Consider the following 23,259-nt stretch of genomic DNA (forward strand, 5'->3'; position numbering starts at 1 on the left):
CTACCGGCCGACCCCAACCGGCGCAATTCAGTTGTAGCCGACGGCAGACAGTCGGGCGGTGACCGCATTTGCGTACGTCACGTTGCCGGTGTCCTTCGGATGGAACGAGGCGCGGCTGAGGCAGACGTTCAGGCCGGCCGTGATCCATCCGACGCAGGTGGCGTAGGTGTCACCCGACACCATCCGGAAGTCACCCTCGCCCTCCGGGCCGACCACCACCGAGTTGATGTCGTCGGGCACCAGGATGTCGTGGGTGGTGTCGTACTTGCGGCAGGTGCCGTGATCGAGCATTCCCTCGACCATGTCGGTGAACTGGACCTTACGGCCCGCAGCCCGGGCCTGGTCCACCATCTGACGCTGACCGTCGCGCATGTGCAGGGCGAGCCGGTTGACCATGCTCATCTCGCCACTGCTGTACCGGCCGAAGACACACTGGTCCTGGTGGTAGTCGGCGAACAACCGGGGATAGCCGACCAGCATGATCGTGGCGTTCGGCGCCCGGGTCGCCACCGCGTCGATGAGTTGGCGCACCTGGTAGTGCGAGTTGTCGATCCGCTGACGTACCAGCGACTCGTAACTGGCGGTGTCGCAGGATTCGATCGCGCAGTGGCTCATCGTGCCGGAGAAGTTGGCGTCGTTGCCGCCCGCGGAGAGCAGCACCAGGGTGGTGTTGACGTCCAGCGCTCCCGACTCGATCTGCGACATCTCCCGGAACTGCCCCTCGGCCTGCCCGTGGTAGTAACCGATCGAGGGTGACGAAGCCTGCCAGTGGCTCGGTGTCGCCGTACCACGCATCTTCGCCGCCGTGGCGCCCGAACAGCTGACGAACTGGAAGTCGACGTTCGGGTCGTGTGCCGCCACCCGATCCTTGATCGAGCTGGACGAGCCGGGCAGCCGGGTCAGCATCTGCCACGACCGGTCGGTCCGCCGGCACGCGTTCCAGGCCTGGTTGCCGTAGTTGTTGTCCGTCTCGCCGTAGTAGCCGCCGGCGCCCTCGCCCGATCCGTACGAGTCACCCATCGCCACCACGAAGTGCCGGGGCTTGGCGGCGAGCGGCACGAAGGCCACCGCGTCCCAGGCCACGTCCTCCACTCCCTTGCCGTCCTCGGTGATGTTGGTCAACTCGACGTACTGCGCGGCCTGGTTGGAGAACTGGTAGGTACCCAACTTCACCCAGCGATGCTGCTCGGTCCGGGTCGGGATGTACCGGGTCTTCACCCCCTGCCCGGTGTTGATGGTGTACTTCGCCTGCTGGGTGTGCGCCCCGTGATCCGGTATGTGCACCATCACCGTGGCCCAGCCGTTCAACCGGTTGGTCGTCGTCCAACGCCCGGTCACCTTGTGCGGGGAGGTCTCGGACTGCTGGCTGTGCGCGAACCAGAAGTGACCGCCGAAGCCACCGCCGATCTGGTGGGTGTCCACCTTGCCGGGGTAGATGGTCGTCCCGTTCGGCCCTGGTCGCCCCTGGTAGGTGAAGGAGAACTTTCCGACCCGCGTGTGGTTGCGAGCGCAGCCCTGCGGACCGAGGGCGCTGGCGCTGTCGATGTCGTCGACGACCAGGGCGTTGTCCGGCAGGCCGGCCCGGCCGCACTGCGAGTCGTAGATGGCGGTGGCGTACGGGCGGGGCTCGACGCTGGTGTACCGCCTGGTCTCCAGGCCGCAGTTGATCGCGCAGTCCGTCCAGGTCACCGGCCCGCTCCACCAGCACTTCAGGTCGTCCCGGGTGCACGGACCCGCCGGCTCGCCCGGGTGGCCACCCGGCACCTGCGAGGTGGCCGGGTCGCAGGCGTTGCGCGCGGGTACGCAGAAGGTGAACCGGGTCGGCTGGGCCACCAGCTTGTTGCGCTCCAGCGCGGTGGAGTACGTCGGCGAGTAGTTGCCCGTCGAGTAGTTGTACCGGCGCAGCGAGGTGTAGGCGAAGCCCATCACCCGCTCCGGGTACGACCAGTGGTTGGGGTGCTTGGCGTTGTCGTACCCGATGTCGTCGTCGATCGGCGGGTTGGCGGTCGGCACGTCCAGCGGTGCGGTGAGGAACATCTGCCGGTCCGGCGGGAAGTTCGGGTTGCTCGGGTTGTTCGCCCAGCCCACGCCCCAGGGCTCCGACCCGGACTGTGGATAGAAGCCCGTGTTGTACGCCCAGATGGCGAACCACCAGTTCTCGATGTACTTCGGGTCGCCGTTGTTGGCGATCAGGCCGGCGTCGCGGGTGGTGTTCCACTTGTCCTGGAGGATGCGCAGTCCGGCGGCGGCGTTCGTGGCGTAGTCCAACGCCACCGCCTGCTGCTTGGTGTAGTCCCACTGGACACCGGTGATCCACTGGTCGGTGTCGGACCGCTTCATCCCGGTGGTCACCTGGCCGACGCCGTAGCCACAGTCGGTGTGACCCCAGTTGATCTTTGTGACGTCGGGGTTCGCCAGGTCCAGCCCGTAGAAGCCGAGACTGGTCAACGGGTTACCGGCGAGCCCGTCCACGGCGTGCCAACTGGCCTGGAGCAGGTTCGACTCCTGAGCCAGGATGCCGAGGAAGACCTGGGCCGGCACGAAACCACCGCCCGACAGGGGCAGCGAGGGAAACATCCCCTGCGGCGCGTACGCCGGCAGCCCGTTGTTGGCCCAGTTGGCCGGCCGCTGGAAGGTCAGCTGACCGCGTACCGCGAGGTTGGCGGCCCACTCCATCTGCTCCCGGCTGGGCTGGTAGACCTGGATGTTCTCGTCGTTGCGGGGCACCGCGCAGGACCGGTCCGGGTCCCAGGGCACCGTCGCCGGATCCGGATCGGCCGCCAGGGTACGGGCGGCCGTGCCGTCATCGGAACCGCCGGCCGCGGCCGTCCGCTCCCGGCCCGCCCGGTGCAGCGCCGGTGCCACGCTGAACGCCACATCCGACCCGTCGGCGAGCTGAGCCGAGATCGCCACCCGGTCCGGCCGGCCGTCACCGGCACCGCCGCCCTGCCCGGCCGCCTCGGTGCCGGTACGTACCCGGGTGACCACCAGGTCGCCGCTGCGCGACACGTCGCTGTCCGGCAGCGCGTCGACGGACCGCCACCGGGCCGGCAGCGACCGGCCGGCGAGCCGGGCGCCACTGCGACCGCCCACCACGAAGACCTGACCGTCCGCACCAGGCCGCAGCTTGACCGTGCCGAGCGGCGCCGAGGCCACCGTCGTCAGCTCGCCTCCCGCGTAGCGGACCAGGTCGGTGGTGTCGGCCCGAGCCACCTGGAACGCGACATCGCCGGCCCCGTCGGGTAGCAGCCGGAAAGGGGTTCCGCCGGTGCGGGCCCGGGTGGTGAGCCGGCCCTGCCGGTCGACGCTGACCAACTCGTCGCCCTTGGCGGCGACGATCGTCTGCCCCACCGGAATGGCGGAGGTGACCTGGCCGGGCGTGATCACCTGCCGGCCGCTGCCGGCCCGACGGGTGTCCACCGTGGTCAGCACCGTCCGCGCGGCGGTACCCGCCTCCGGGGTGGCCGGCAGCTCCAGCCGGGTCAGCACCGCGCTCTCCCCGGTGCCGCAGCCCGGATTGTGATACGCGAGCGAGTAGCGCTCGGGCAGCTTGCTGACCCGACCCGTCTCCAGGTTCACCACGGCCGCGAACGCACCCGCGTTGGAGAGCGTCTCGCGGTTGGTGAACTGCCGGGGGGCGTAGACCGCCACCGCCGTACGACCCGACCCGGTGAGGCACGCCTGGCCCACCCACTGATCCGTCGCCACGCCGGGCTCCGCCAGCGTCGCCACGGTCCGCCACTGGTAGGCAGCGTCGGCGTCCGCCACCAGAATGTGCAGCCCGGTCTCGTCGGCTGAGGTGGTCATCACCCGGTCGGCCGAGCGCCGCCAGGACTTTCCGAGCCGGCGGTCCGGGTCCAGTACCCGGTCCGGTGCGAGCGGTGCCGCCTGCGGTGGTCGGGGCGGACCGGGATCAGGATCCGGAGTGGACGGCGCGGCTGACGCCGCCGTGCCGGACGGCGCCAGCGGGACAAGCACCGCCAACGCCAGCAACGAGACAAGGGAACGACGCACGGTGACCTCCGCGAACCCGGACAAGGGCGTCCAGATTCACGGAGCGCACCACCGGTACGTCATCGTCGGCCCACCGCCACACCACCGCCGGTTTGAGCCAACCCACACCGGGGTCACCGCCCGCCGCACTGGCGGGTCGTCACACGGCCCGGCGCCCCTCGAAGGCCCGGCCCAGGGTGATCTCGTCGGCGTACTCCAGGTCGCCGCCGACCGGTAGCCCGCTGGCCAACCGGGTCACGGCGATCCCCATCGGCTTCACCATCAGCGCGAGGTAGGTGGCGGTCGCCTCCCCCTCGGTGTTCGGATCGGTGGCCAGGATCAGCTCGCGGACCTCGCCGCCGCCGAGCCGGACCAGCAACTCGCGGATGCGTAGGTTGTCCGGCCCGATGCCCTCCAACGGATTGATCGCCCCACCGAGCACGTGGTACCGACCGCGGAACTCACCGGTCCGCTCGATCGCGACCACGTCCTTCGGCTCCTCGACCACGCAGATCACCTCGTCGGTGCGGCGCGGGTCGCGGCAGATCCGGCACTGGTCGGACTCGGCGACGTTGTAGCAGCTGGTGCAGAAGCGGACCAGCTCCTTGACCTTCCGCAGCGCCCCGGCCAGCCGGTTGACGTCGGCCGGGTCGGCGGACAGCACGTGGAAGGCGATCCGCTGGGCGCTCTTCGGGCCCACGCCCGGCAGCCGCCCCAGCTCGTCGATCAGATCCTGGATCGCGCCCTCGTACATCTGGGGCTCAGAACCCGGGCAGGCCGAGGCCGCCCATCCCGCCGGTGACCGGGCCCATCTTCTGCTCGGTCAGCTCCCGGGCCGCCTCGGAGGCGTTGTGCAGCGCGGCGACGACCAGATCCTCCAACGTCTCCACGTCATCCGGGTCGACCGCCTTGGGGTCGATCTTGATGCCCTTGACCTCACCGGAACCGGTGACGGTGGCGGTGACCAGACCCCCACCGGCGGTGCCGGTCACCTCGGCCTCGGCCAGCTCGGCCTGCGCCTTGGCGATCTGCTGCTGCATCTTCTGCGCCTGCTTCAGCATCTGCTGCATGTTCGGCTGTCCACCAGGCCGCACGATGACTCCCTCAACTCGCCTACCCTGCCGCCGCCCACCCTAACGGTCCCACCGACCCCGCCCTCGCCCGCCGCACCCCCGCCGCCACACATCCCACGTCGACCTCCCACGTCTAGCTATCGACGGTGGAATCGGGATCAGTCGGTGATCTTCTCGGCGCCGCCGAAGGTCTCGCGGAGAAGGCGAACGGCCTGCTCCTCGCTCGACTCGCGGGCGGTCTTCTCGTCGATGATCTCGTCGAGCGGCTCGTCGCCCGGGTCGAAGCCTTCATAGGCAGGAGCGGCAGCCCGTTGCGCGCCGCCGGGGCGTCCCGCGCCATCGCGCACCGGGCCGTCAAAATCGGGGTCGTACGGCGGCTCGCCGGCGAACTCGACGTCCGCGGTCCGCCGTGTCGCCGCAGCGGTACGCACACCCCGGCCAGCCGCCGCCGCCCGAGCCGCCGCGATCGCGCTGCTCACCGGGGCGCCACCGGGGCCGCTGCTGCCATTGCCATTGGTCGCCGCACCCTGTCGCGGCGGTACGGCCGCCCTCGACCCGCCCGGCGAACCACCCGAAGCACCGGCCCCGCCCGCCGGGGCACCGGCCCGACCGCCCGCCAGGGCACCGGCCCGACCTCCGGCCGAGGCACCGGCCGCGCCGGCCGGGGCAGCAGGCCCGCCCGCCGGAGAGACGACGGGAGGCGCGGCCGAGCCGCCGGGGCGAGCCGCCTCCGGCCACCCGTCATCCAGGTCACCGCCCGCAGGAGCGGCAGCGGCCGATGCGGAACCACCGGGGCGGGCCGGCTCCGGCCAGTCCTCGTGGTCGTCCGCGGCAGCGGTGGGCGGAGCACCACCCGGCCCGCCCGCGTCACCAGCACCAGCATCGGCATCGGCATCGGCATCGGCATCGGCAGTCTGGCCGGACGGGGTGGGGGCAACCTCGGAGCCCTGGGCACCGCCCCCGCCGTGGCCGGCATCGCCCGCACCCTGGCCGGCATCGCCCGCACCCTGGCCGGCATCGCCCGCACCCTGGCCGGCATCGCCCGCGCCCGGGCCGGCACCGCCCGGGCCGGCACCGCCCGGGCCGGCACCGCCCGGGCCGGCGGCGGTCGGGTCAGCGGGAGGGGCGGGACGGGATGCGGCGCGAGGGTTGCCGGGCGACATGCCGCCGCGCTCACCGGCCACCTCGCACCGGATCTGCCAGCGCCCGCCCAACTCCTCGTAGAGCGCGTCGGTGAGCACCTGGGCGTGGTCGGACATCATCCGGGCCAGCACGCCCGACTTCACGGTGAGCACGAGCGTGTCGCCGTCGAGGTCGCGTACGACCGCATCGCGCATCAGCGCGGCGATCCGCTTGTTGCTCCGGTTGACCTTGCCGACCACCTCCGGCCAGACCCGGCGCACCGCGACCGCGTCCAGCACGCCCGGGGTCACCGCGCCGGGGCGGGGCGGCTCCGGGGTCGCCGGATCCGGCATGACGGCCGACGCTGGTACCGGTTGCCGGGACGGGGTCGCACCGGCGGCTGCGCCGCCCTGGCTCCCACCCGACCGGCCCGAGGGACCAGGCCCACCGGGGGTTCCGTTCGCTGCGGCGCGGGAGCCCGAGTCCGCCCCACCGCCCGTCGGGGAGGTACCGGCCACCGCTGCCCCCGAAACGGCCGGTGCGGTCACACCGTCGCGGGTGACGGGTGCGGGTGCGCCGTCGCGGGTGACCGGTGCGGGTACGCCGTCGCGGGTGACGGGTGCGGGTGCGCCGTTGGCGGTAGCCGGCGCGGCAGCGCCGGTTTCGGCCCTGGTCGCGGCGGCAGCCGCGGGCGCGGCGGGAGGCTGGGTGCGTACCGCCGGGGGGTCGGTGGGGGGTGCGGAGCCGGCGGCGGCCGACGGCGCGTCGGTGCCGGCGAGGGTGAGCCGGCGTTCCATCCGTTCGAGGCGCTGGAGCAGGCCGCCGGTGGAGTCGTCGACGCCGGGCAGCAGCATCCGGGCGCAGATCAACTCGAGCAGCAGCCGGGGCGCGGTGGTACCACGCATCTCCACCAGGCCGTCGTGCACGATGTCGGCGCAGCGGGACAGGGTGCCCGGGCCGAGCTGTTGGGCCTGGGCGGCCATCCGCTCGATCTGGTCGTCCGGCCCGTCGATGAGGCCCTTGGTGGCGGCGTCCGGCACCTGTTGGAGCACGATCAGGTCGCGCAGCCGTTCCAGCAGGTCGGCGGCGAACCGGCGGGCGTCGTGCCCGGCCTCGGCGACCCGGTCGACGGTGGCGTACGCGGCAGCGCCGTCCCCCGCCGCGAGGGCGTCGCACATCTCGTCGATCAGCGCCGCGTCGGTGACGCCGAGCAGCGCGGCGGCCCGGGCGTAGGTCACGCCCTCCGGGCCGGCACCGGCGATGAGCTGGTCGAGCACGGAGAGACTGTCCCGGGCACTGCCGCCACCGGCCCGCACGACCAGGGGGAAGACCGCCGGTTCGACCTGGACGCCCTCGGCCTCGGTGAGCTGCTCAAGGTACGGCCGGAGGGTCTTCGGCGGGATCAGCCGGAACGGGTAGTGGTGGGTCCGCGACTTGATCGTCCCGAGGACCTTCTCCGGCTCGGTGGTGGCGAAGATGAACTTGACGTACTCCGGCGGCTCCTCGACCAGCTTGAGCAGGGCGTTGAAGCCGGCCGACGAGACCATGTGCGCCTCGTCGATGACGTAGATCTTGAACCGGCTGTTGGCCGGCGCGAAGAACGCCTTCTCGCGCAGCTCGCGGGCGTCGTCCACGCCACCGTGGCTGGCCGCGTCGATCTCGATGACGTCGATCGAGCCGGCCCCGTCGCCGGAGAGCGAGCGACAGGAGTCGCAGGTGCCGCAGGGCTCCGGGGTGGGGCCGTGCTCGCAGTTGAGCGAGCGGGCCAGGATGCGGGCGCTGGACGTCTTGCCGCAGCCGCGCGGGCCGGAGAAGAGGTACGCGTGGTTCAGCCGCCCGCTGCGCAGCGCCTGCGACAGCGGCTCGGTGACGTGCTCCTGCCCGATGACCTCGGCGAAGGTACGCGGCCGGTACTTGCGGTAGAGCGCCAGTGCCACGGCGTCCCGCCTCCTCTCGACCGAGCCATTCTGCGCCGACCCGCGCCGCCTGACCACCCACCCCGCCGCCGGAGCGGCGCGGTCCAGTGCTGATCAGCTCCGTTTCGCGGATATGGCGGCATCACAGTGCTCGGAACACCCCCACATCGGCGACCTGGAGTCGATCACGCCGCCGTCGGGCAGGACCACGCGGGCACGAGACAAAAAGGCCCCCCGTGCACCCGGCAGAGCTCGCTTATCCTTGCTGCCTTCCGGCCCTGGGGAGGTTCACGAGATACCGCCGCACGGGAGGTGGCCCCAGCCTACCCGACCCGTGCCGGATCCTCAGGGGGTGGTGGGGTGGGCGGGTCGACGAAGACCTGTATCCTGATCGGCGGAGGATTCGCCTAGAGGCCTAGGGCGCACGCTTGGAAAGCGTGTTGGGTTTACACCCTCACGAGTTCGAATCTCGTATCCTCCGCTCACCTGAGCAGCACCACGAGAGGGCCGGCCCGACGGGGACCGGCCCTCCTTCGTCCCTACCCGATTTCCTTCACCGGCGGGTCCGGAGTCAGCCGAGGACCGAGACCGACGAGTTGGCGCCGACCGTACCGGTGATCAGGTTCTGGAACGGCGCCGGCCGGTTCGGCCCGGTGACCAGCCGTACGGAGAGATAGTCGGCGCCGCCGGCCACGTACAGGGCAGACCGCATGCCCGCCCCGGAGACGATCCACTTCGCGCCGCCGTTGGCCCGCTGGAAGGAGCCGCCCTCCACGCTCACCGCTGACGCGGCCACGTAGAAGCCCGCGGAGTTCTCGTTCCTGGTGTCGCTGCTGCCGATCCCCGTCGAGTCCGCGGTGCAGCCGGAGAGCGTGGAGTTCGGGGCGAGGATCTCGAAACCGTTGCCCGCGGTGTCCTGGGCTTCACAGCCGACGACGGTCGCGCGCGAGGAATCGATCCGGAACGCGGGAGCGGGATCCGTCGCGGTGCCGATGCCGTACGCCTTGCTGCCCCACATCTTGATGTTGCCACCGCCGAGGAGGTAACCGCCGCCCTTGCAGCCCTGGGCCGAGCAGCCGCTGATGAACCCGTCCGACGCCTGGAAGTTGTATGCCCAGCCACCCGCGTTTTCGACCCGACAGTCGGTGATCTTGAACTCCCGCTGCCCACCCGCGTACGTGCCGCCGAGCAGGAAACCGTCGCCGGTGGTCCGGGTGACGAAGACCCGGGTCAGCCACGGCGCCGGGTCCGGCCCGTACGAATCGGGCTTGATGTTCATCTGGAAGTTGACCCCGTTGGCCGCTCGACTCGCCCCGTCGAGCCCGATGTCGGTCACGCACTGCCGGGTCGCGCCGGCCTGCTCACCGGACCACGGGTTGACAACCAGGGCCGCCCCGTTGAATCCCGAGGCCGCGGTCAGCATCGTGACCAGCGGGCCGGCACCGATCAGGGCCTGCTTGTCACCGAGTACCACCGGGGCCTTCAGGTTGTAGCTGCCGGGTGCGACGTACACGGCCCGCTGGCTGTCCGTGCCCAGCGCCGCATTGATAGCCGCCTGAGCGCCCAGGTTCGGGTTCACCTCGAAGGTGGCGCCTGAGCCGGCCGGGCCGACCCAGGGGATCGCGCCGGTCGCAGCGAGCGCGGCGGCCTGGGCGGGCGCGATGCCGCCCAGCACCGGCGCGGTGACGGCGGCACCGGCGGTGACCGCTGCGGCCCGGAACAGTTGGCGGCGGTGTGAACGATTCTCCTGCATGCTTGCTCCCTGAGGGGTGACCGCCCTGGAATCAGGCCGGTCGAGGTGCTGATGGCACGAGGAAGCAGGCCGGGCGACGACCGGCCCGGCGCGTTCGCGCCGGGCCGGATGCGGTCTCTCCGGTTCTGATTGATCCCCCGTGGTGGCACCGTCTCGGGCACCATCGGAGTCATCCTTGCACCCGTCGGGCGATCCAGGCTGCCCCGTCGTACACATGTTCCATCCACAGCCTGTGAATGCAGGAGTGACTACCACCCGCAATGAACGGTTGACGGAATATAACGGTGACCGTACTATCGACCACATGCAGGAACCTACCTTTCTGATCCTCACCGCCCTGGCCGCGCAGCCGTTGCACGGCTACGGGGTGATCCGGGCGGTCGACGAACTCTCGGCGGGCGAGGTCAAGCTCAGGCCCGGCACCCTCTACGGCGCCCTCGACCGGCTGGCCGAGCAGGGCCTGGTCACCGTCGACCGGGAGGAGGCCGTCGAGGGACGGCTACGCCGCTACTACCGGCTGAGCGACACGGGAGCCGCTGCGCTCCAGGTCCAGATCGAGCGCCTCCGCCGGCACGCCACAGCCGCCGAGATCCAGCTGGGCAAGCGTCTCGGTGGTGCCCTGACCTTTGGCACGGCGAGCGCCCTGACCTTCGGCACGGTGACCGGATGACCGCCGCCTGGGCAACCCCCGACCGCAACACCGACTCCTGGTCGGCCCCTGACCGCAACACCGCAGACTGGCCGACCGCCGACAACCGCCTGGAACGTGGCTACCGCCGGCTGCTGCTCGCCTTTCCACGCCGACACCGGCGGCGGCACGGCACCGAGTTGGTGACCACGCTGCTGGAGATGGCAACACCTGGCCAGCGCCGCCCGCGTACCGGCGAGGCCCTGCATTTGATCGCCAGTGGCCTACGACTGCGGTTCCGGCTGCCCGCCGGTCGGCCGTTCATGGCGCTCACGGCGCTGCTCACCGCGTTGACCATGGGCGGCTTCGGTGCCGCCGCCGGCTCATGGCTGGGTGCACAGACATTCGCGGACCTGCCCGATGACGCCGCCATGACCCGGCTCACGCAGCAGGTCGGCGGAGAGGCCGGCACGGTCCACCGCCTTTACTCAACGTCGCCGTGGACCGCCGAAACGGCCCACTCATCCAGCCAGGTCGACGGCACCTGGGATGCCGAGCAGGTCCGGCAGCGGTTGGCCGACGACGGTTGGTCGGTTTCCGGCTTCACCCCGGCCACCGGCATGTCGGGCACCCTCGACGACGCTGGCTCGCTCGTCGAGGTGCCGCTACACGGTGCGCGTTTCACCGCCGAGTCGGACGGCCTGATCCTTCACGTGATGGGCTGGAACCCTGTGGAAAACAGTCCCGTCGCCATCCGCAGTACCGTCTCGTTCTATGCGATGCCGGAGCGCACCGCCGCGTTCCTGCCCCTGCTCGTCCTCGGCACCGCCGTCGGTCTGCTCGCCGGCTGGCTGGTCGCGGCGACCGTCGCGTACCGGATGGCGGCAGCGACGCCCGGACGCCGCCGCGCCGCCGCCGCACTCTGGGGTGGGGCCCTGTTGGCGCTGGCCCTGCCGGCGGTCGCCCTCTACGGCAACGTCATGCGGGTGTTCCGGGACGGCAGCGCCGAAGACGGCCCTCCGCTGACCGTGCACAGTGCCTTCACGCCCGGCGAGTACTACCCGTTCGGCCCGTCCTGGCTGGTCCTCGGGCTGAGCGCCGCCGGCCTCGTGGTCGCCGTCGCCGCGATTCTGCTCGCCCGCCCTGGCGAGCAACCACCACTGCAAACCGTCGTGCCGGGCTGAGGCGCAACAACGGGGGCAGGGGCCGTTCCGACCGGGAGCGGCCCCTGGTCGCACGGCAGGTCCGTCCCGGTCCAGCTCCCGCTGACGGTACGCGGACAGCCTCCTCACCCCCGCGCACGTGCCCAGGACACGAACCGGTCGAACAGCCCGACCGCCGACGCTCCGTCACCGAGCTGCGCGGTGGCCTCCGCGTACAGCGTCGCGAGGTGCACCAGCAGGGCCGTCCGGTCATCCCGGTACTCCCCCAGCAGCCGTAGCTTCGCCGCGCTGCACGGCCACGCGACACCGCAGTTCCGGCAGCGCCACGTCGGGCGGGACGGCGCGTGCTCCGGGCGACGGCGACTCATCGGCGGACCGTCCCGGCGGGACCGACCGGACCAACCGTCCGGCCCCGACCAACTGTTTCGACCGTCCTGCCCGGACCAACCGGACCGGCCGGGATCAGGCCGGCCGACATGACGAACAGCTCGCGGCGCTCGACCGCGTCGCCTCGGGCGTCGAGTTGGTAGCACTCGATCCAGGTCCACCCGTCGTAGGTGGTCCGGTCGGTGCGGTGCCGGATGACCCGGATGGTGATCGGGCGGACGAACTGCGGCGACGCCGCACGGGTCAGCAGGAACAACTCCCCCGGCACGATCGAGCCGTCTGGCGAGCGGTTCGCGGACTTGTTCAGCACACGCACCCCGATCCGTTCGCCCGCCGGCTGAGCCGCCTGTGCAGTCAGCTCGACAGCGCGTCGAGTAGTGGGTGGGGGCCGCCGTGGTTGCTCGCCCTAACGGCGGCCCCCCGATGCCACGACCGCCGGGTCAAAGGGGGATAAACCGCCACCGGCCGCGCCATCGATACCCCAACTTCCCGCAAGTGACGGGACAACTACATGGCGTGTGTATATGGTCGGCGGATATTCGAGACGTCCGATGGGAGGCGGCCATGAACGACGCGCTGCGGGTGGCGCTGCGGGACACCGGGCACACGATCGAGTCGCTCGCGGAACGCGTCGGCGTCGACCCGAAGACGGTGAGTCGGTGGTTGCTCGAAGATCGGATCCCGCATGCCCGGCACCGCCTCACGGCGGCAGACACGCTCCAGAAGAATGTCTCGGACATTTGGCCGGACATTTCGAGACGTCGGGCGCTGGTCTGGTTCCGCCCCTGGCAGGAGATCGAGCGCGAGGCGACAACGCTGCGCTCCTTCGAATCCCTGGTCGTACCGGGCCTGCTCCAGACCGAGGCGTACGCCCGCGCGGTGCTCACCGGCGGCGGCCTGATCCCCCGCAGCGAGGTGGCACGGCTGGTCGACCACCGAATGTCCCGCCAGTTGATCCTCCACCGCGAGGAGCCGCCGCTGCTCACCGCCGTGCTGGACGAGGCGGTGCTGCGCCGGCCGGTAGGCGGCCCGGCCACCATGCGCGAGCAACTGCTGGCGCTCGCCGAGGCGTCCACCCGGCCACACATCCGGATACACGTGGTGCCGTCCACAGTGGGCGAATACGCTGGAGTGAACGGCCCGTTCGTGCTGGCGACCGCGCCCGATCACCGCATCGCCGGCTACCTCGACAACCAGTTGCACGGGCAGGTGGTGAGCGAACAGGCCGACATCGCGGCGATACTTGCCGCGTGGGAGAACGTGCGCGGCGAGACGCTCTCGCACTGGCAGTCGGTCGACCTGATCAGGGAGGTGGCGGAGTCATGGCAGTGAACGACATCCCCGCGCTGGCCAGCGCGCAATGGCGCAAGAGCAGCCGCAGCAGTGGCAACGGCGGCAACTGCGTCGAGGTCGCAGGGAACCTGCCCGACGTGGTGGGCGTACGCGACTCGAAGGACCCGACCGGTCCGGCGCTGGTCTTCACTCCGGCCGCCTGGCGCGCCTTCGTCACCGAAGTCAACAACACCTGACCCCGTCGTACACATGTTCTATCCACAGGCTGTGGACGCGGGGTGAGTTACCAGCTCAGCGCGGTCGTCGCGGACGGCGGGCTGTTGCGCGAGGAGACCCGCGAGCTGGATCATGCCGTCCTCGGCGCGCTCCGGCAGGACTTCGCCCTGCTGCCGTTGACTCCGCAGCTGGTGCAGGAGTTGACCGGCACACCGCCGGACTACGCGGCCGACGAACCCGGCCCGGGGCAACCCTTCACCCTCACCCTCTCCGCCCCGCTGACCGAGGTGCTGGCCCACTGGTCCCGACGCGGCCCGCTGGCGTACGTCGAGGCGGAGTTCGCCGGTGGGGCCGGGCACCAGGCGGCGGCGGTCTGGTTGGGCGGCGCGTTGGCCTGGGGGCCCCGCTTCGACGCGGCGTTCGACAAGCCACGCCCCGAGTGGCCGATCAACGCCGCACTGATCGAACTGGGCGCGGAGCCGGGCCGATGGATCGACCCCTTCGCTGAGCTGGGACTACACGTCGAGCGCAGCACCGAAGGGTGGCTCGCGCACGGGCGACGCGGGCTGAGCGCCGACTACTGGGACGAGTTGGCCGACGAATGGGAAGCTCACCAATAACCTCTTGGCCCCCGTCACGTTGGGGACTGGGGGATTCCATGAAATTGCGACAATTCGGCTTCATCGCCGCACTGCTCTTTGCTGCCTCGATCTCGGCCAGCGGGCCCGTGCCACCGGGCAGCATCGCCGTGCCCGAACCGGTCGCGGCGGTCGCCGTCGTCGACCGCGACGGCCTGGCCGACGTCGACTTCGGCGACACGGAGAGCGAGCTGACCAGGCGCGGCATACTCCGCACCGACGTCGACGCCTGCGGCCCGACGCTGGCCGGGCACGCCCTGATCAGCCCGATCTTCATCGACGACCGGCTGGTGCTGCTCTGGGCCGGCGACCCGGTCCGCACCCCGGAGGGCATCGCGGCCGGCACGCCGGTCGCCGAGGTCAAGGCCAGCTATCCGACCGTACGTCAGCTGAGTGCTCCACAGGGGACACACCGCTTCGACGGACTGCTCGCCCGAGACGGCGACCGCGCGTACCTGTTCCTGCACGACGGCCACGAGGTCCGCAAGGTCATCGCCGGGTACGCCGACTGGGCACACCGCCTCTTCGTCGAGGGCCACGGCCCCTGCTGAGCCGGGTCATCCCTGGAGGCCGCCGTCCTGCGGGCCGGCGATCCGCCGGCCGTACCACTTGGGCCAGACGAAGTCGGTACGCATGCTCAGGCCGCTCCACGAACCGGACTGCGGCACGAGCCCGCCGGATGAGCCGTGGAACACCGCGACCGAGCCGGAACTGAGCCCGTCCTGGTCGCCAGTGACATCTTCGCCCGGCGACGCCACCAACGCGTCCAGCGGACCGGTGCCGTTGAGGTTGAGGATCGCGACCGAGCCGCCGAACCAGTCGTCCCGCTCGGTGCCGCCCGGAACGACCGCGTGGTCCTGGTCGAACCCCTGGGCACCCGTGCCGGTCAGCCCGGAGGCGGAGCCCTTGAGCAACGCGACCGTGCCCGCCTCGGTCTTCGTACCGATCGCCTCGCCGGGCGCACCCACCAGCACGTCCGCCCGTCCGTCGCCGGTCACGTCGCCGACGGCGAGCGTCGCACCGAAACGGTCACCGGCCTCCGGGGATCCCGGCACGCCCGCCGTCCGCTGCGAGACGAGCTTCACCGCACCGCTGGAGAGCCCCGCCGAGCCGGCGGTGAAGACCGCGACCATGCCCTCGTTCCCCTTCGGGCTCTGGGTGAACGGCGCTCCCGCGAGCACCTCACCCGACCCGTCGCCGTTGACGTCACCGACCGCCAGCGCCATGCCCAGGTCCCACACGTAGCTGTCGCTGCGGCCCGTCGCCTTCCGCAGCGCCGCCCCGGTGACCGAGGTGGCCCCGCTGAGCTTCACCCCGCTCGCCGAACCCCACATCAGCGTGATCATGCCGCTGCCGGTCGACGAGGAGTTCTGGTTCTCCTGCGGCGCGCCGATGATCAGGTCGGCGTACCTGTTGTTGTTGACCTTCCCGATGGCCAGGGTCCAGCCGAAGTGGTCGAGGCGTTCGGCCGAGCCGGGCACCGCGGCCTGGTCCTGGTGCAGCTGCTGCGCGCCGGTCCCGGTCAGGCCGCCGACGCCGCCGTACAGCACGGTGACCGCACCGGCCTCCTGGACGCTGCCGATCGCCTCGCCGTACGCCCCGACCGCCAGGTCGTCCCGACCGTCACCGTTGATGTCACCGGCGGCCAACGCCGACCCGAACCAGTCCTGGTTCTCCGAGGCGCCCGGTACGCCGGCCGTGCTCTGGTTGAAGTGCTTCGCCGAGTCGAGTTGCAGGCCGGTGCTGCTGCCCGGGATCACCCACACCCCACCGCCGTGCACCTTCGCGCCCGGGTCGTACTCCTCCTGGTCACTGGCGGCCAGGTCGTCGTAGCCGTCGCCGTTGAAGTCCCCGGCGGCGAGGACGGTGCCGAAGCAGACGCAGCCGCCGGCCGGCGAGACCGCCGTCGCGTAGTAGTCGACATACGGCGCCGACGAGTAACGCACCACCACCAGGCCCGCCGGCGACTGCGGCAGGCTGTGCTCGAACGGGTCGGCGGAGGCGGCGATGTCGTCGACGCCGTCACCGTCGAAGTCGGACCGGGTCGCACCCGTCCCCTTCATCGGGGTGACCGCCTTCGCCACCCGGTGGTATTGCAGGACGATCCCGTCCCGGGTAACCGTCCGGAACTCGTCCGCCGCCGCCTGGGCGGGCACACTCACCGCCATGCCGGCGGCGACCGCCAACACAGACACTCCAGCGACTCTGCGTCGCATCGAAACCCCGTTTCTCAGTGATCGTTGTTGTGCTGAGTCGGGCACGCTCAGTAGAGCGCGCCGCCGCTCTGCGGGCCGGCGATCCGCATGCCGTAACGCCGAGGCCAGACCAGATCGGTACGCAGCGACAGGCCGCTCCACGAGCCGGCCTGCGGGACGAGCCCGGCGGCGGAGCCGTGGAACCGGGAGATCGTGCCAGAGGCGTGCCCGGCCTGGTCGCCCGCGACCTCCTCCCCGTCCGACGCCACGACCGCGTCCAGCGGGCCGGTGCCGTCGAGGTTGAGGATCGCCACCGAGTTACCGAACTTGTCGTCGCGCTCCGTACCGCCCGGGACGACCGCGTGGTCCTGGTCGAAGCCCTGGGCACCGGTGCCGGTCAGCCCGGAGGCGGAGCCCTTCAGCAGGACGATCGTGCCCGCCCCGGTCTTCGTGCCGATCGCCTCGCCCGGCGCGCCCACCAGCACGTCAGCCCGACCGTCGCCGGTCACGTCACCGACCGCGAGCGCCCCGCCGAACCTGTCGTCCTGCTCAGCACTCCCCGGCACACCGGCCGTACGCTGACTGATGACCTTCACCGCGCTGCCGGACAGGCCGCCGGTGCGGCCGGTGAAGACGGCGATGAGACCCGCGTAGATGGCCGGGTTCTGCGCGCCGGGCACACCGGCGATCACCTCGCCGAGACCGTCGCCGTTCACGTCACCGATCGCGAGCGTCTCGCCGAGATACCACGCGACCGCGTTCGGGTCGCCCGTCTTCGGGTAGATCGCCGCCCCGGTGACCGAGGTGGCTCCGCTGAGCTTCACCCCGCTGGCCGACCCCCACATCAGGGTCACCATGCCGGTGCCGTTCCAGGACTGGCCGTCGTTCTCACCCGGGGCGCCGATGACCAGGTCGGCGTACTTGTTGTTGTTGACCTTCCCGATGGCGAGGGTCCGACCGAAGTGGTCACCGCGTTCGGCGGAGCCGGGTACCGCGGCCTGGTTCTGGTGCAGCTGCTGCGCACCGATGGTGGTCAACCCGCCGACGCCGCCGTACAGGACGGTGACCGCGCCCGCGTCCTTGACGCTCCCGATCGCCTCCTGGTACGCGCCGATCGCCAGGTCGTCGCGCCCGTCGCCGTTGATGTCACCGGCCGCGAGCGCCGAACCGAACCAGTCGTAGTCCTCCGCGCCGCCGGGAACGCCGGGCGAGCTCTGGTTGAAGTGCTGCGCCGAGTCGACCACCAGGCCCGCAGGGCTACCCGGGATGACCCAGACCCCGCCGGCGTGGGTCTTGTTGCCCGGGTCGACCTCGTCCATGTCGCCGATCGCCAGATCGTCGAAGCCGTCCCCGTTGAAGTCACCGGCGACGAGCGAGATGCCGAAGCAGGAGCAGCCGCCGTCGGACGAGAGAACCCCTGCGAAGTAGTCGACCTGCGGCGCGGACGAGTAGCGCACCACGACCACCCCGGTCGGGTGGTGCGGCAGGCGGAACTCGCCCGGGTCGCCGGTGGCCGCGACGTCGTCGACGCCGTCACCGTCGAAATCCGACCGGGTCGGCCCGGTCCCGTTCACCGGCGTGGTCGTCTTCGCCACCCGGTGGAATTGCAGCACCACGTCTTCCCGGGTGATGGTCCGGGTCTCGTCGGCCGCCGCTTGTGCGGGCGTACCAACCGCCATGCCGGCCGCAAGCGCCAGCACCGAAACTCCAGCGACTCTTCGTCGCATCAGAACCCCCATTTGATCGCTCGCTACCGGCCGGCGAAGCACTCGCTGTAGTTCATGAGCTGGACGCGGTCGGTGTTCAACGAACGTCCGCTCCACGAGCTGGACTGCGGGACGAGTCCACCGGAGGCCCCGTGGAACCGGGAAATCGTCCCGGACCCGTACCCCGCCAGATCACCGGCCACCTCTTCGCCCGGCGATCCCACCACGGCGTCCAGCGGGCCGGTGCCGTTGAGGTTGAGGATGGCCACCGAGGCACCGAACTCGTCTGCGCGCTCCGCGCCGCCCGGCACCACCGAGTGGTCCTGGTCGAATCCCTGGGCGCCGGTGCCGGTCAGCCCCGACTTGCTCCCCTTCAGCAGGGCGACCGTGCCCGCCCCGGACTTCGTACCGATCGCCTCGCCCGGCGCGCCGACCAGCACGTCCGCCCGACCGTCGCCGGTCACATCGCCCACCGCGAGCGTCGCACCGAACCGGTCATCGGTCTCGGGCGAGCCCGGCACACCGGCCGTACGCTGCGTGAAGATCTTCACGGCGCTGCCGGAGAGACCACCCGTGCGCCCGGTGAAGACCGCGACCAGCCCGCCGTTGATGTGCGGGGTCTGTGCACCCGACGCTCCGGCGACCACCTCGCCCAGCCCGTCGCCGTTGACGTCTCCGATCGCGAGTGAATCGCCGAGGTACCAGGCGACGGTGTCGCTGCGCCCGGTCGCCTTGTACACCCCCGCGCCGGTGACCGAGGTGGCGCCGCTGAGCTTCACGCCACTGGCCGACCCCCACATCAGGGTGACCATCCCGGTGCCGTCCCAGGACTTGCCGTCGTTCTCGTGCGGCGCGCCGATGACCAGGTCGGCGTACTTGTTGTTGTTGACCTTCCCGATCGCCAGGGCCATCCCGAAGTGGTCGCGTTTCTCCGCCGAGCCGGGCACCGCGGCCTGGTCCTGGTGCAGTTGCTGCACCCCGGCGGTGGTCAGCCCGCCGACCCCGCCGTAGAGGACGGTGACCGCACCGGCCTCCAGCACGTCGCCGATCGCCTCCTTGAAGGCACCGATCGCCAGGTCGTCGCGCCCGTCGCCGTTGATGTCGCCAGCCGCCAGGGACGCGCCGAAGGCGTCGTAGTCCTCGGAGGCGCCCGGCACACCCGGCGAGCTCTGGTTGAAATGCGTGGTCGAGTCGACCACCAGGCCGGTGGGGCTGCCCGGAATGACCCAGACGCCGCCGCCCCGGGCCTTGTTGCTCTGGTCGACCTCGCCATCATCACCGATCGCCAGGTCGTCGTAGCCGTCACCGTTGAAGTCACCGGCGACCAAGGCGACACCGAAGCTGGACGAGGTGTTGTTCGTCAACGAGCCCATCAGATAGTCGAGCTGCGGCGCGGACGAGTACCGCACCACGACCAGACCGCTCGGGTAGTGGGCCGAATAGTTGTAGTTGATGGTCTCGGAGGCGGCCGCGATGTCGTCGACACCGTCCCCGTCGAAGTCGGACCGGGTCTCGCCCGTCCCCTGCACCGGGGTGACCGCCTTCGGCACCCGGTGGTGCTGCATCACGAGACCGTCCCGGGTGATAATCCGGAACTCGTCCGCCGCCCGCGCGGGGGCACCCACCGCCAGCCCGGTCAACACCGTCAGAACTGTCAGTCCCGCAAGCTTCCGCCGCATCGAAACCCCCGTATCCCCGTAGCCGCTCACACATCCTAGGGATACGTAGATCAAAAACCATGTCCGGTCGGTCAGACATGGGGGACTGGACGGGCGCACGATCCTCACCAGGTGACTGGCAGCTCCACGGGGCCGAGGATGGCGTGCCCCTGCTTCCACCGCACCTCGTCCGGGGCCACCGCCAGCCGCAACCCCGGCAACTCCCGCAGCAGCAGCGCCAGCGCGACCCGCACCTCCAGCGCCCCCAGGTGCGCGCCGATGCAGTAGTGCGGGCCGTAACCGAAGGAGAGGTGCGGGTTCGGGTCCCGCCCGAAGTCCATCCGCTCCGGGTCGGTGAAGACCCGCGGATCCCGATTCGCGGCGTCGTGCGACGGGATCACGATGTCGCCCTCGGTCAGCCGCGCACCGCTGGGCAGCGTCACATCCGCCATCACCCGGCGGGGCATCTCGTCGCCGTTGGAGGTCGAGTGCAGCCGCTCCAACTCCGCGACCGCCCCGTCCACCTGCTCCGGATGCTGCAGCAGGTGATCCCACGCGCAGTCGTGCCCGGCGTACGGGCGGGTGCGCAGCAGGTACACGAAGGTCGAGATGGAGCTGGCCGTGGTCTCCCACCCGCCGACGATCAACGAGAGGGGCAGTTTGACCTGGACGTCCACCGGCTGGTCCGCCGCCGCCGTGGCGATCCGGGTCATCAGGTCATCGCTCGGGCAACCCCGCCGCCCGTCCAACTGCTGCCACAGATAGCCGCCCATCTCCTCGGCGGACCGCGCGGCCTCGGCGCGGCTGAGGTCGCCCGAGCCCATGAACATGTCGCCCCAGCGGCGGAACTGCGCCCGATCCGGCTCCGGCAGGCCGAGCAGATCGGAGATCACGTTCAGGCCGAACGGTACGGCGAAGTCACCGACCAGATCCGCCCGGCCGCCCTTGGCGACCAGCACAGCAAGCTGCGCCTCGGCGGCCGCGCGCACCGTGTCGCGTAGCTCGGACACGGCAGGCTTGGTGAAGCTGTCCTTCACCGTGCCCCGGACCTTGGCGTGCTCCGCACCGTCCATCCCGAGCATCGTCCCGGAGACATCGACCTGGTCAGCATGGGCGGCGGTGGCCCGGGAGAACAGATCCTGCCGCCGCAGCACCTCCCGGACGTCGTCGTACCGGCAGATCAGCAGCGCCGGCAGCCACTCCCCGCCGACCTGCCGGACCACCGGCAGGACACCTGAGCCGGAGGCGGCGAACCGCGCGTAGTAGGGGTGCTTGTCCGGGCCGGGCGTCCGGTCGATGCCATCCGCGTCGACGTTGAAGGGGTGTGGCACGGGAGCGGCCTCGGCGGGGATCATGAGGACACCATGGCATGAGATCACAGTGAAGGCAATCGATCACTCACGGTGATCGACGGCCTGGAAACGGAGACGCCCGGTCGATCCTCACGGACCGTGCCGGGCGTTCACGCTGTTGACGAGCGGTGGCGGAGGGATTTGAACCCTCGGAGGGCGTAAACCCTCACACGCTTTCGAGGCGTGCTCCTTAGGCCGCTCGGACACGCCACCGCCGACGAGGGTACAGGACCACCGTTTCCGACGCCGAACCGGTCCCGGCCAGGCCGGCCTGGCAGGATCTCTGCCATGAGTACGCACATCGGCGCGAAGCCGGGCGAGATTGCCGAGCGGGTCCTGATGCCGGGTGACCCCCTGCGGGCCAAGTGGATCGCGGAGACCTACCTCGAAGGCGCGACCTGCTACTCGACGGTCCGGGGCATGCTGGGCTTCACCGGCCGTTGGAACGGCGTCGAGGTCTCCGTGCAGGGCTCCGGGATGGGCATGCCGTCGGCCTCGATCTACGCACACGAGCTGGTCAACGAGTACGGAGTGAAGTCGCTGATCCGGGTGGGCTCGTGCGGCGCCCTCAGCGAGGACCTCCAGTTGCGGGACGTGATCGCCGCGATCGGGTCGTCCACCGACTCGAACATGAACCGGATGCGCTTCGACGGGCTGATCGACTACGCCCCGGTCGCCGACTTCGGGTTGCTGCGTACCTCGGTCGAGGTGGCCGAGCGGCGCGGCATCGCGATGCGGGTCGGGCCGATCCTGGCCGCGGACGCCTTCTACACCGACCGGCCGGACCTCTACGACCGCCTCGCCGAGTACGGCGTGCTGGCGGTGGAGATGGAGTCTGCCGCGCTCTACACCATCGCCGCCCGGTTCAAGGCTCGCGCCTTGACGCTGTTGACGGTGAGCGACCACATCAAGACCGGCGAGAAGACCACCTCGCAGGAGCGTGAGCAGACCTTCAGCCAGATGGTGGAGGTCGCCCTGGACACGATCACCGCCTGAGCGCCCGACCTCACCCGCCTCGTCGATCTAGGGCGAATCGTCGCTAGTTGATCTCCAACGACAGCGATAGTCCCTAGATCGGCGAGGCAGGGGCGCCGTCCCTAGCAGATGCGGTGTGGGGGTGGGGGTTTTCCACAAGGGTTCCCGTTGTCCACAGGGCGCGCGGCCGGGGCGGAACTCGGAGGGGCTCGCTGGGCAGAGTGACCAGCCATGGATCTCTACGCGCAGGCGGCGGCCCTTCCCTGGCAGATTCCGATGGGCCTGCCTCCCAAGCAATTCAGCCAGCTGCGCGACGCGGGGCTTTCCGCCGGTGCCATCCGGTGGCGGGCCAGCCGGACGACGCGCCTGCACCGGGTTCACCGAGGCTATTACGTCTCCGGACCGGACGAGCCAGGGCTCCTGAGTCGGGCGCGCTGTGCGCTGCGCGCCGCCTCACCGTTGGTGGTGCTGGGCTTCCAGAGCGCCGCGCAGTTGCACGGCTTCGGTGTCGCTCAAAGCCAGACGGTTCACTTGCTGGTCCCGGCGACGACCCCATTTCCGCAGCGTCGAGGGGTGACGGCCCACCAGTCCGTACTCCCGCTTGACCACGTCATCCGGCTACTCGGGCTTCCCTGCGCCCCGCCGGCCCGGTGTGCGGTAGACCTGGCCCGCACGTTGCCTCGTCGGCAGGCGTTACCCGTGCTCGATGCCGCCCTGTTCGCCGGGGCCGTGGACAGCGCCGACCTGCTTGCCGAAGTGGCGCGTCACGACGGCCTGCGGGGCGTACGGCAGGCCAGAGAACTGGTGCCTCTCGCCGACGGTCGGGCGGAGTGCCGGCAGGAAACGCTACTTCGGCTGATACTGCACGACGCTGGGATCACGGACTTCGTACCGCAGTTTCCCGTGCAGCAGGCCGGCCGCCTCCGCTACCGCCTCGACCTCGGCGACCCACACCATCTGATCGCGGTGGAGTACGACGGCTCGTCTCACCTCGACGCCCACCGTCTGAGGCGTGACCGTTCCCGCCACAATTGGCTTCAACGCCAGGGTTGGCTCGTGCACTACGCCACCGCCGCCGACCTCTACGACCCCTCGTCGATCATCGAAGCACTTCTCGCTGCTCGTCGATCTAGGGCGAATCGTCGCCGAAGGAGATCCAGTCACGGCGATACGCCCTAGATCGACGGGAAG

Annotated in this window: 19 protein-coding genes, 2 tRNA genes and 1 other RNA gene; 9 read left to right on the forward strand and 13 right to left on the reverse strand. The window is 70.8% G+C overall.

Annotated features, from left to right (window positions below; translation table 11 throughout):
* Positions 1 to 27 precede the first annotated feature (27 nt).
* The 5 genes from BMY89_RS25900 to ffs form a co-directional block, all read right to left on the reverse strand.
* Positions 28 to 4,014, reverse strand: coding sequence for a golvesin C-terminal-like domain-containing protein (locus tag BMY89_RS25900; protein WP_139218013.1), 3,987 nt, complete (start codon positions 4,012 to 4,014; stop codon positions 28 to 30).
* Between the two features lie 139 nt (positions 4,015 to 4,153).
* The gene (gene recR / locus BMY89_RS25905; protein WP_092382685.1) at positions 4,154 to 4,747 is read right to left on the reverse strand and encodes a recombination mediator RecR; all 594 of its coding nucleotides are present in this window, start codon (positions 4,745 to 4,747) and stop codon (positions 4,154 to 4,156) included.
* 7 nt (positions 4,748 to 4,754) lie between these two features.
* A complete protein-coding gene (locus BMY89_RS25910) occupies positions 4,755 to 5,063 on the reverse strand; it encodes a YbaB/EbfC family nucleoid-associated protein (protein WP_232521555.1) in 309 nt (102 codons plus the stop codon).
* Between the two features lie 161 nt (positions 5,064 to 5,224).
* The gene (locus tag BMY89_RS25915; protein ID WP_092382687.1) at positions 5,225 to 8,125 is read right to left on the reverse strand and encodes a DNA polymerase III subunit gamma and tau; all 2,901 of its coding nucleotides are present in this window, start codon (positions 8,123 to 8,125) and stop codon (positions 5,225 to 5,227) included.
* A gap of 204 nt (positions 8,126 to 8,329) precedes the next feature.
* Positions 8,330 to 8,419: signal recognition particle sRNA small type (gene ffs / locus BMY89_RS25920), an RNA gene on the reverse strand.
* A gap of 81 nt (positions 8,420 to 8,500) precedes the next feature.
* Here ffs and BMY89_RS25925 point away from each other — a divergent pair.
* A tRNA-Ser gene (locus BMY89_RS25925) sits at positions 8,501 to 8,585 on the forward strand.
* A gap of 90 nt (positions 8,586 to 8,675) precedes the next feature.
* Here BMY89_RS25925 and BMY89_RS25930 read toward each other — a convergent pair.
* Positions 8,676 to 9,857: a right-handed parallel beta-helix repeat-containing protein gene (locus BMY89_RS25930; RefSeq protein WP_092382688.1), complete on the reverse strand. Its 1,182-nt coding sequence runs from the start codon at positions 9,855 to 9,857 to the stop codon at positions 8,676 to 8,678.
* Between the two features lie 304 nt (positions 9,858 to 10,161).
* Here BMY89_RS25930 and BMY89_RS25935 point away from each other — a divergent pair, with 304 nt between their 5' ends.
* Positions 10,162 to 10,527 carry a PadR family transcriptional regulator gene (locus tag BMY89_RS25935; protein ID WP_092382689.1) on the forward strand — a complete coding sequence of 122 codons (366 nt, stop codon included), beginning with the start codon at positions 10,162 to 10,164 and terminating at the stop codon, positions 10,525 to 10,527.
* The gene (locus BMY89_RS25940) at positions 10,524 to 11,669 is read left to right on the forward strand and encodes a hypothetical protein (protein ID WP_092382690.1); all 1,146 of its coding nucleotides are present in this window, start codon (positions 10,524 to 10,526) and stop codon (positions 11,667 to 11,669) included. The genes BMY89_RS25935 and BMY89_RS25940 overlap by 4 nt, the downstream gene beginning before the upstream one ends.
* A gap of 104 nt (positions 11,670 to 11,773) precedes the next feature.
* Here BMY89_RS25940 and BMY89_RS25945 read toward each other — a convergent pair whose 3' ends face one another.
* A complete protein-coding gene (locus BMY89_RS25945) occupies positions 11,774 to 12,016 on the reverse strand; it encodes a flavin reductase (protein WP_092382691.1) in 243 nt (80 codons plus the stop codon).
* Entirely contained in the window at positions 12,013 to 12,351 is a 339-nt protein-coding gene (locus BMY89_RS30575; protein ID WP_175510425.1) for a hypothetical protein, read from the reverse strand. Before BMY89_RS30575 ends, BMY89_RS25945 begins: the two co-directional genes overlap by 4 nt.
* A gap of 248 nt (positions 12,352 to 12,599) precedes the next feature.
* On the opposite strand from BMY89_RS30575, the gene BMY89_RS25955 reads away from it, so the two are divergent.
* From BMY89_RS25955 to BMY89_RS25970, 4 genes are read left to right on the forward strand one after another with little or no spacing between them, the layout of a single operon-like run.
* Positions 12,600 to 13,367 carry a helix-turn-helix domain-containing protein gene (locus tag BMY89_RS25955; protein WP_092382692.1) on the forward strand — a complete coding sequence of 256 codons (768 nt, stop codon included), beginning with the start codon at positions 12,600 to 12,602 and terminating at the stop codon, positions 13,365 to 13,367.
* Positions 13,358 to 13,564: a DUF397 domain-containing protein gene (locus BMY89_RS25960; RefSeq protein ID WP_092382693.1), complete on the forward strand. Its 207-nt coding sequence runs from the start codon at positions 13,358 to 13,360 to the stop codon at positions 13,562 to 13,564. Before BMY89_RS25955 ends, BMY89_RS25960 begins: the two co-directional genes overlap by 10 nt.
* A 42-nt stretch (positions 13,565 to 13,606) precedes the next feature.
* A complete protein-coding gene (locus BMY89_RS25965) occupies positions 13,607 to 14,164 on the forward strand; it encodes a hypothetical protein (protein WP_092382694.1) in 558 nt (185 codons plus the stop codon).
* Between the two features lie 38 nt (positions 14,165 to 14,202).
* Positions 14,203 to 14,733: a thioredoxin domain-containing protein gene (locus tag BMY89_RS25970; RefSeq protein WP_092382695.1), complete on the forward strand. Its 531-nt coding sequence runs from the start codon at positions 14,203 to 14,205 to the stop codon at positions 14,731 to 14,733.
* A 6-nt stretch (positions 14,734 to 14,739) separates the two neighbouring features.
* Here the strand turns inward: BMY89_RS25970 and BMY89_RS25975 are convergent, their stop codons facing one another.
* The 5 genes from BMY89_RS25975 to BMY89_RS25995 form a co-directional block, all read right to left on the reverse strand.
* Positions 14,740 to 16,377 (reverse strand): FG-GAP and VCBS repeat-containing protein, encoded by a 1,638-nt coding sequence (locus tag BMY89_RS25975; RefSeq protein WP_232521548.1) that lies wholly within the window; start codon positions 16,375 to 16,377, stop codon positions 14,740 to 14,742.
* Between the two features lie 68 nt (positions 16,378 to 16,445).
* On the reverse strand, positions 16,446 to 18,077 hold the full coding sequence (locus BMY89_RS25980; protein WP_232521549.1) for an FG-GAP repeat protein: 1,632 nt from the start codon (positions 18,075 to 18,077) through the stop codon (positions 16,446 to 16,448).
* Positions 18,078 to 18,127: 50 nt separating this feature from the next.
* Complete coding sequence (locus tag BMY89_RS25985) at positions 18,128 to 19,726, reverse strand: FG-GAP-like repeat-containing protein (protein WP_232521550.1); 1,599 nt, start codon at positions 19,724 to 19,726, stop codon at positions 18,128 to 18,130.
* Positions 19,727 to 19,866: 140 nt separating this feature from the next.
* On the reverse strand, positions 19,867 to 21,096 hold the full coding sequence (locus tag BMY89_RS25990; protein WP_092382699.1) for a cytochrome P450: 1,230 nt from the start codon (positions 21,094 to 21,096) through the stop codon (positions 19,867 to 19,869).
* A 123-nt stretch (positions 21,097 to 21,219) separates the two neighbouring features.
* Positions 21,220 to 21,306 (reverse strand) — tRNA-Ser (locus BMY89_RS25995).
* Positions 21,307 to 21,381: 75 nt separating this feature from the next.
* Here BMY89_RS25995 and deoD point away from each other — a divergent pair.
* Both deoD and BMY89_RS26005 read left to right on the forward strand, forming a co-directional pair.
* Positions 21,382 to 22,089 (forward strand): purine-nucleoside phosphorylase, encoded by a 708-nt coding sequence (gene deoD, locus BMY89_RS26000; RefSeq protein ID WP_092382700.1) that lies wholly within the window; start codon positions 21,382 to 21,384, stop codon positions 22,087 to 22,089.
* A 210-nt stretch (positions 22,090 to 22,299) separates the two neighbouring features.
* Complete coding sequence (locus tag BMY89_RS26005) at positions 22,300 to 23,247, forward strand: hypothetical protein (RefSeq protein WP_232521551.1); 948 nt, start codon at positions 22,300 to 22,302, stop codon at positions 23,245 to 23,247.
* Positions 23,248 to 23,259 lie beyond the last annotated feature (12 nt).

This window comes from Micromonospora phaseoli (genome assembly GCF_900109115.1).
Taxonomy (GTDB): Bacteria; Actinomycetota; Actinomycetes; order Mycobacteriales; family Micromonosporaceae; genus Micromonospora; species Micromonospora phaseoli.

Bases quoted from the DNA above. Each gene is read 5' to 3' on its own strand.
- BMY89_RS25970 (WP_092382695.1), top strand. From the start codon at position 14,203: ATGAAATTGCGACAATTCGGCTTCATCGCCGCACTGCTCTTTGCTGCC.
- recR (WP_092382685.1), bottom strand. From the start codon at position 4,747: ATGTACGAGGGCGCGATCCAGGATCTGATCGACGAGCTGGGGCGGCTG.
- BMY89_RS25930 (WP_092382688.1), bottom strand. From the start codon at position 9,857: ATGCAGGAGAATCGTTCACACCGCCGCCAACTGTTCCGGGCCGCAGCG.
- BMY89_RS25990 (WP_092382699.1), bottom strand. From the start codon at position 21,096: ATGATCCCCGCCGAGGCCGCTCCCGTGCCACACCCCTTCAACGTCGAC.
- BMY89_RS25955 (WP_092382692.1), top strand. From the start codon at position 12,600: ATGAACGACGCGCTGCGGGTGGCGCTGCGGGACACCGGGCACACGATC.
- deoD (WP_092382700.1), top strand. From the start codon at position 21,382: ATGAGTACGCACATCGGCGCGAAGCCGGGCGAGATTGCCGAGCGGGTC.
- BMY89_RS25935 (WP_092382689.1), top strand. From the start codon at position 10,162: ATGCAGGAACCTACCTTTCTGATCCTCACCGCCCTGGCCGCGCAGCCG.
- BMY89_RS25940 (WP_092382690.1), top strand. From the start codon at position 10,524: ATGACCGCCGCCTGGGCAACCCCCGACCGCAACACCGACTCCTGGTCG.
- BMY89_RS25960 (WP_092382693.1), top strand. From the start codon at position 13,358: ATGGCAGTGAACGACATCCCCGCGCTGGCCAGCGCGCAATGGCGCAAG.
- BMY89_RS25910 (WP_232521555.1), bottom strand. From the start codon at position 5,063: ATGCAGCAGATGCTGAAGCAGGCGCAGAAGATGCAGCAGCAGATCGCC.
- BMY89_RS25945 (WP_092382691.1), bottom strand. From the start codon at position 12,016: ATGAGTCGCCGTCGCCCGGAGCACGCGCCGTCCCGCCCGACGTGGCGC.
- BMY89_RS26005 (WP_232521551.1), top strand. From the start codon at position 22,300: ATGGATCTCTACGCGCAGGCGGCGGCCCTTCCCTGGCAGATTCCGATG.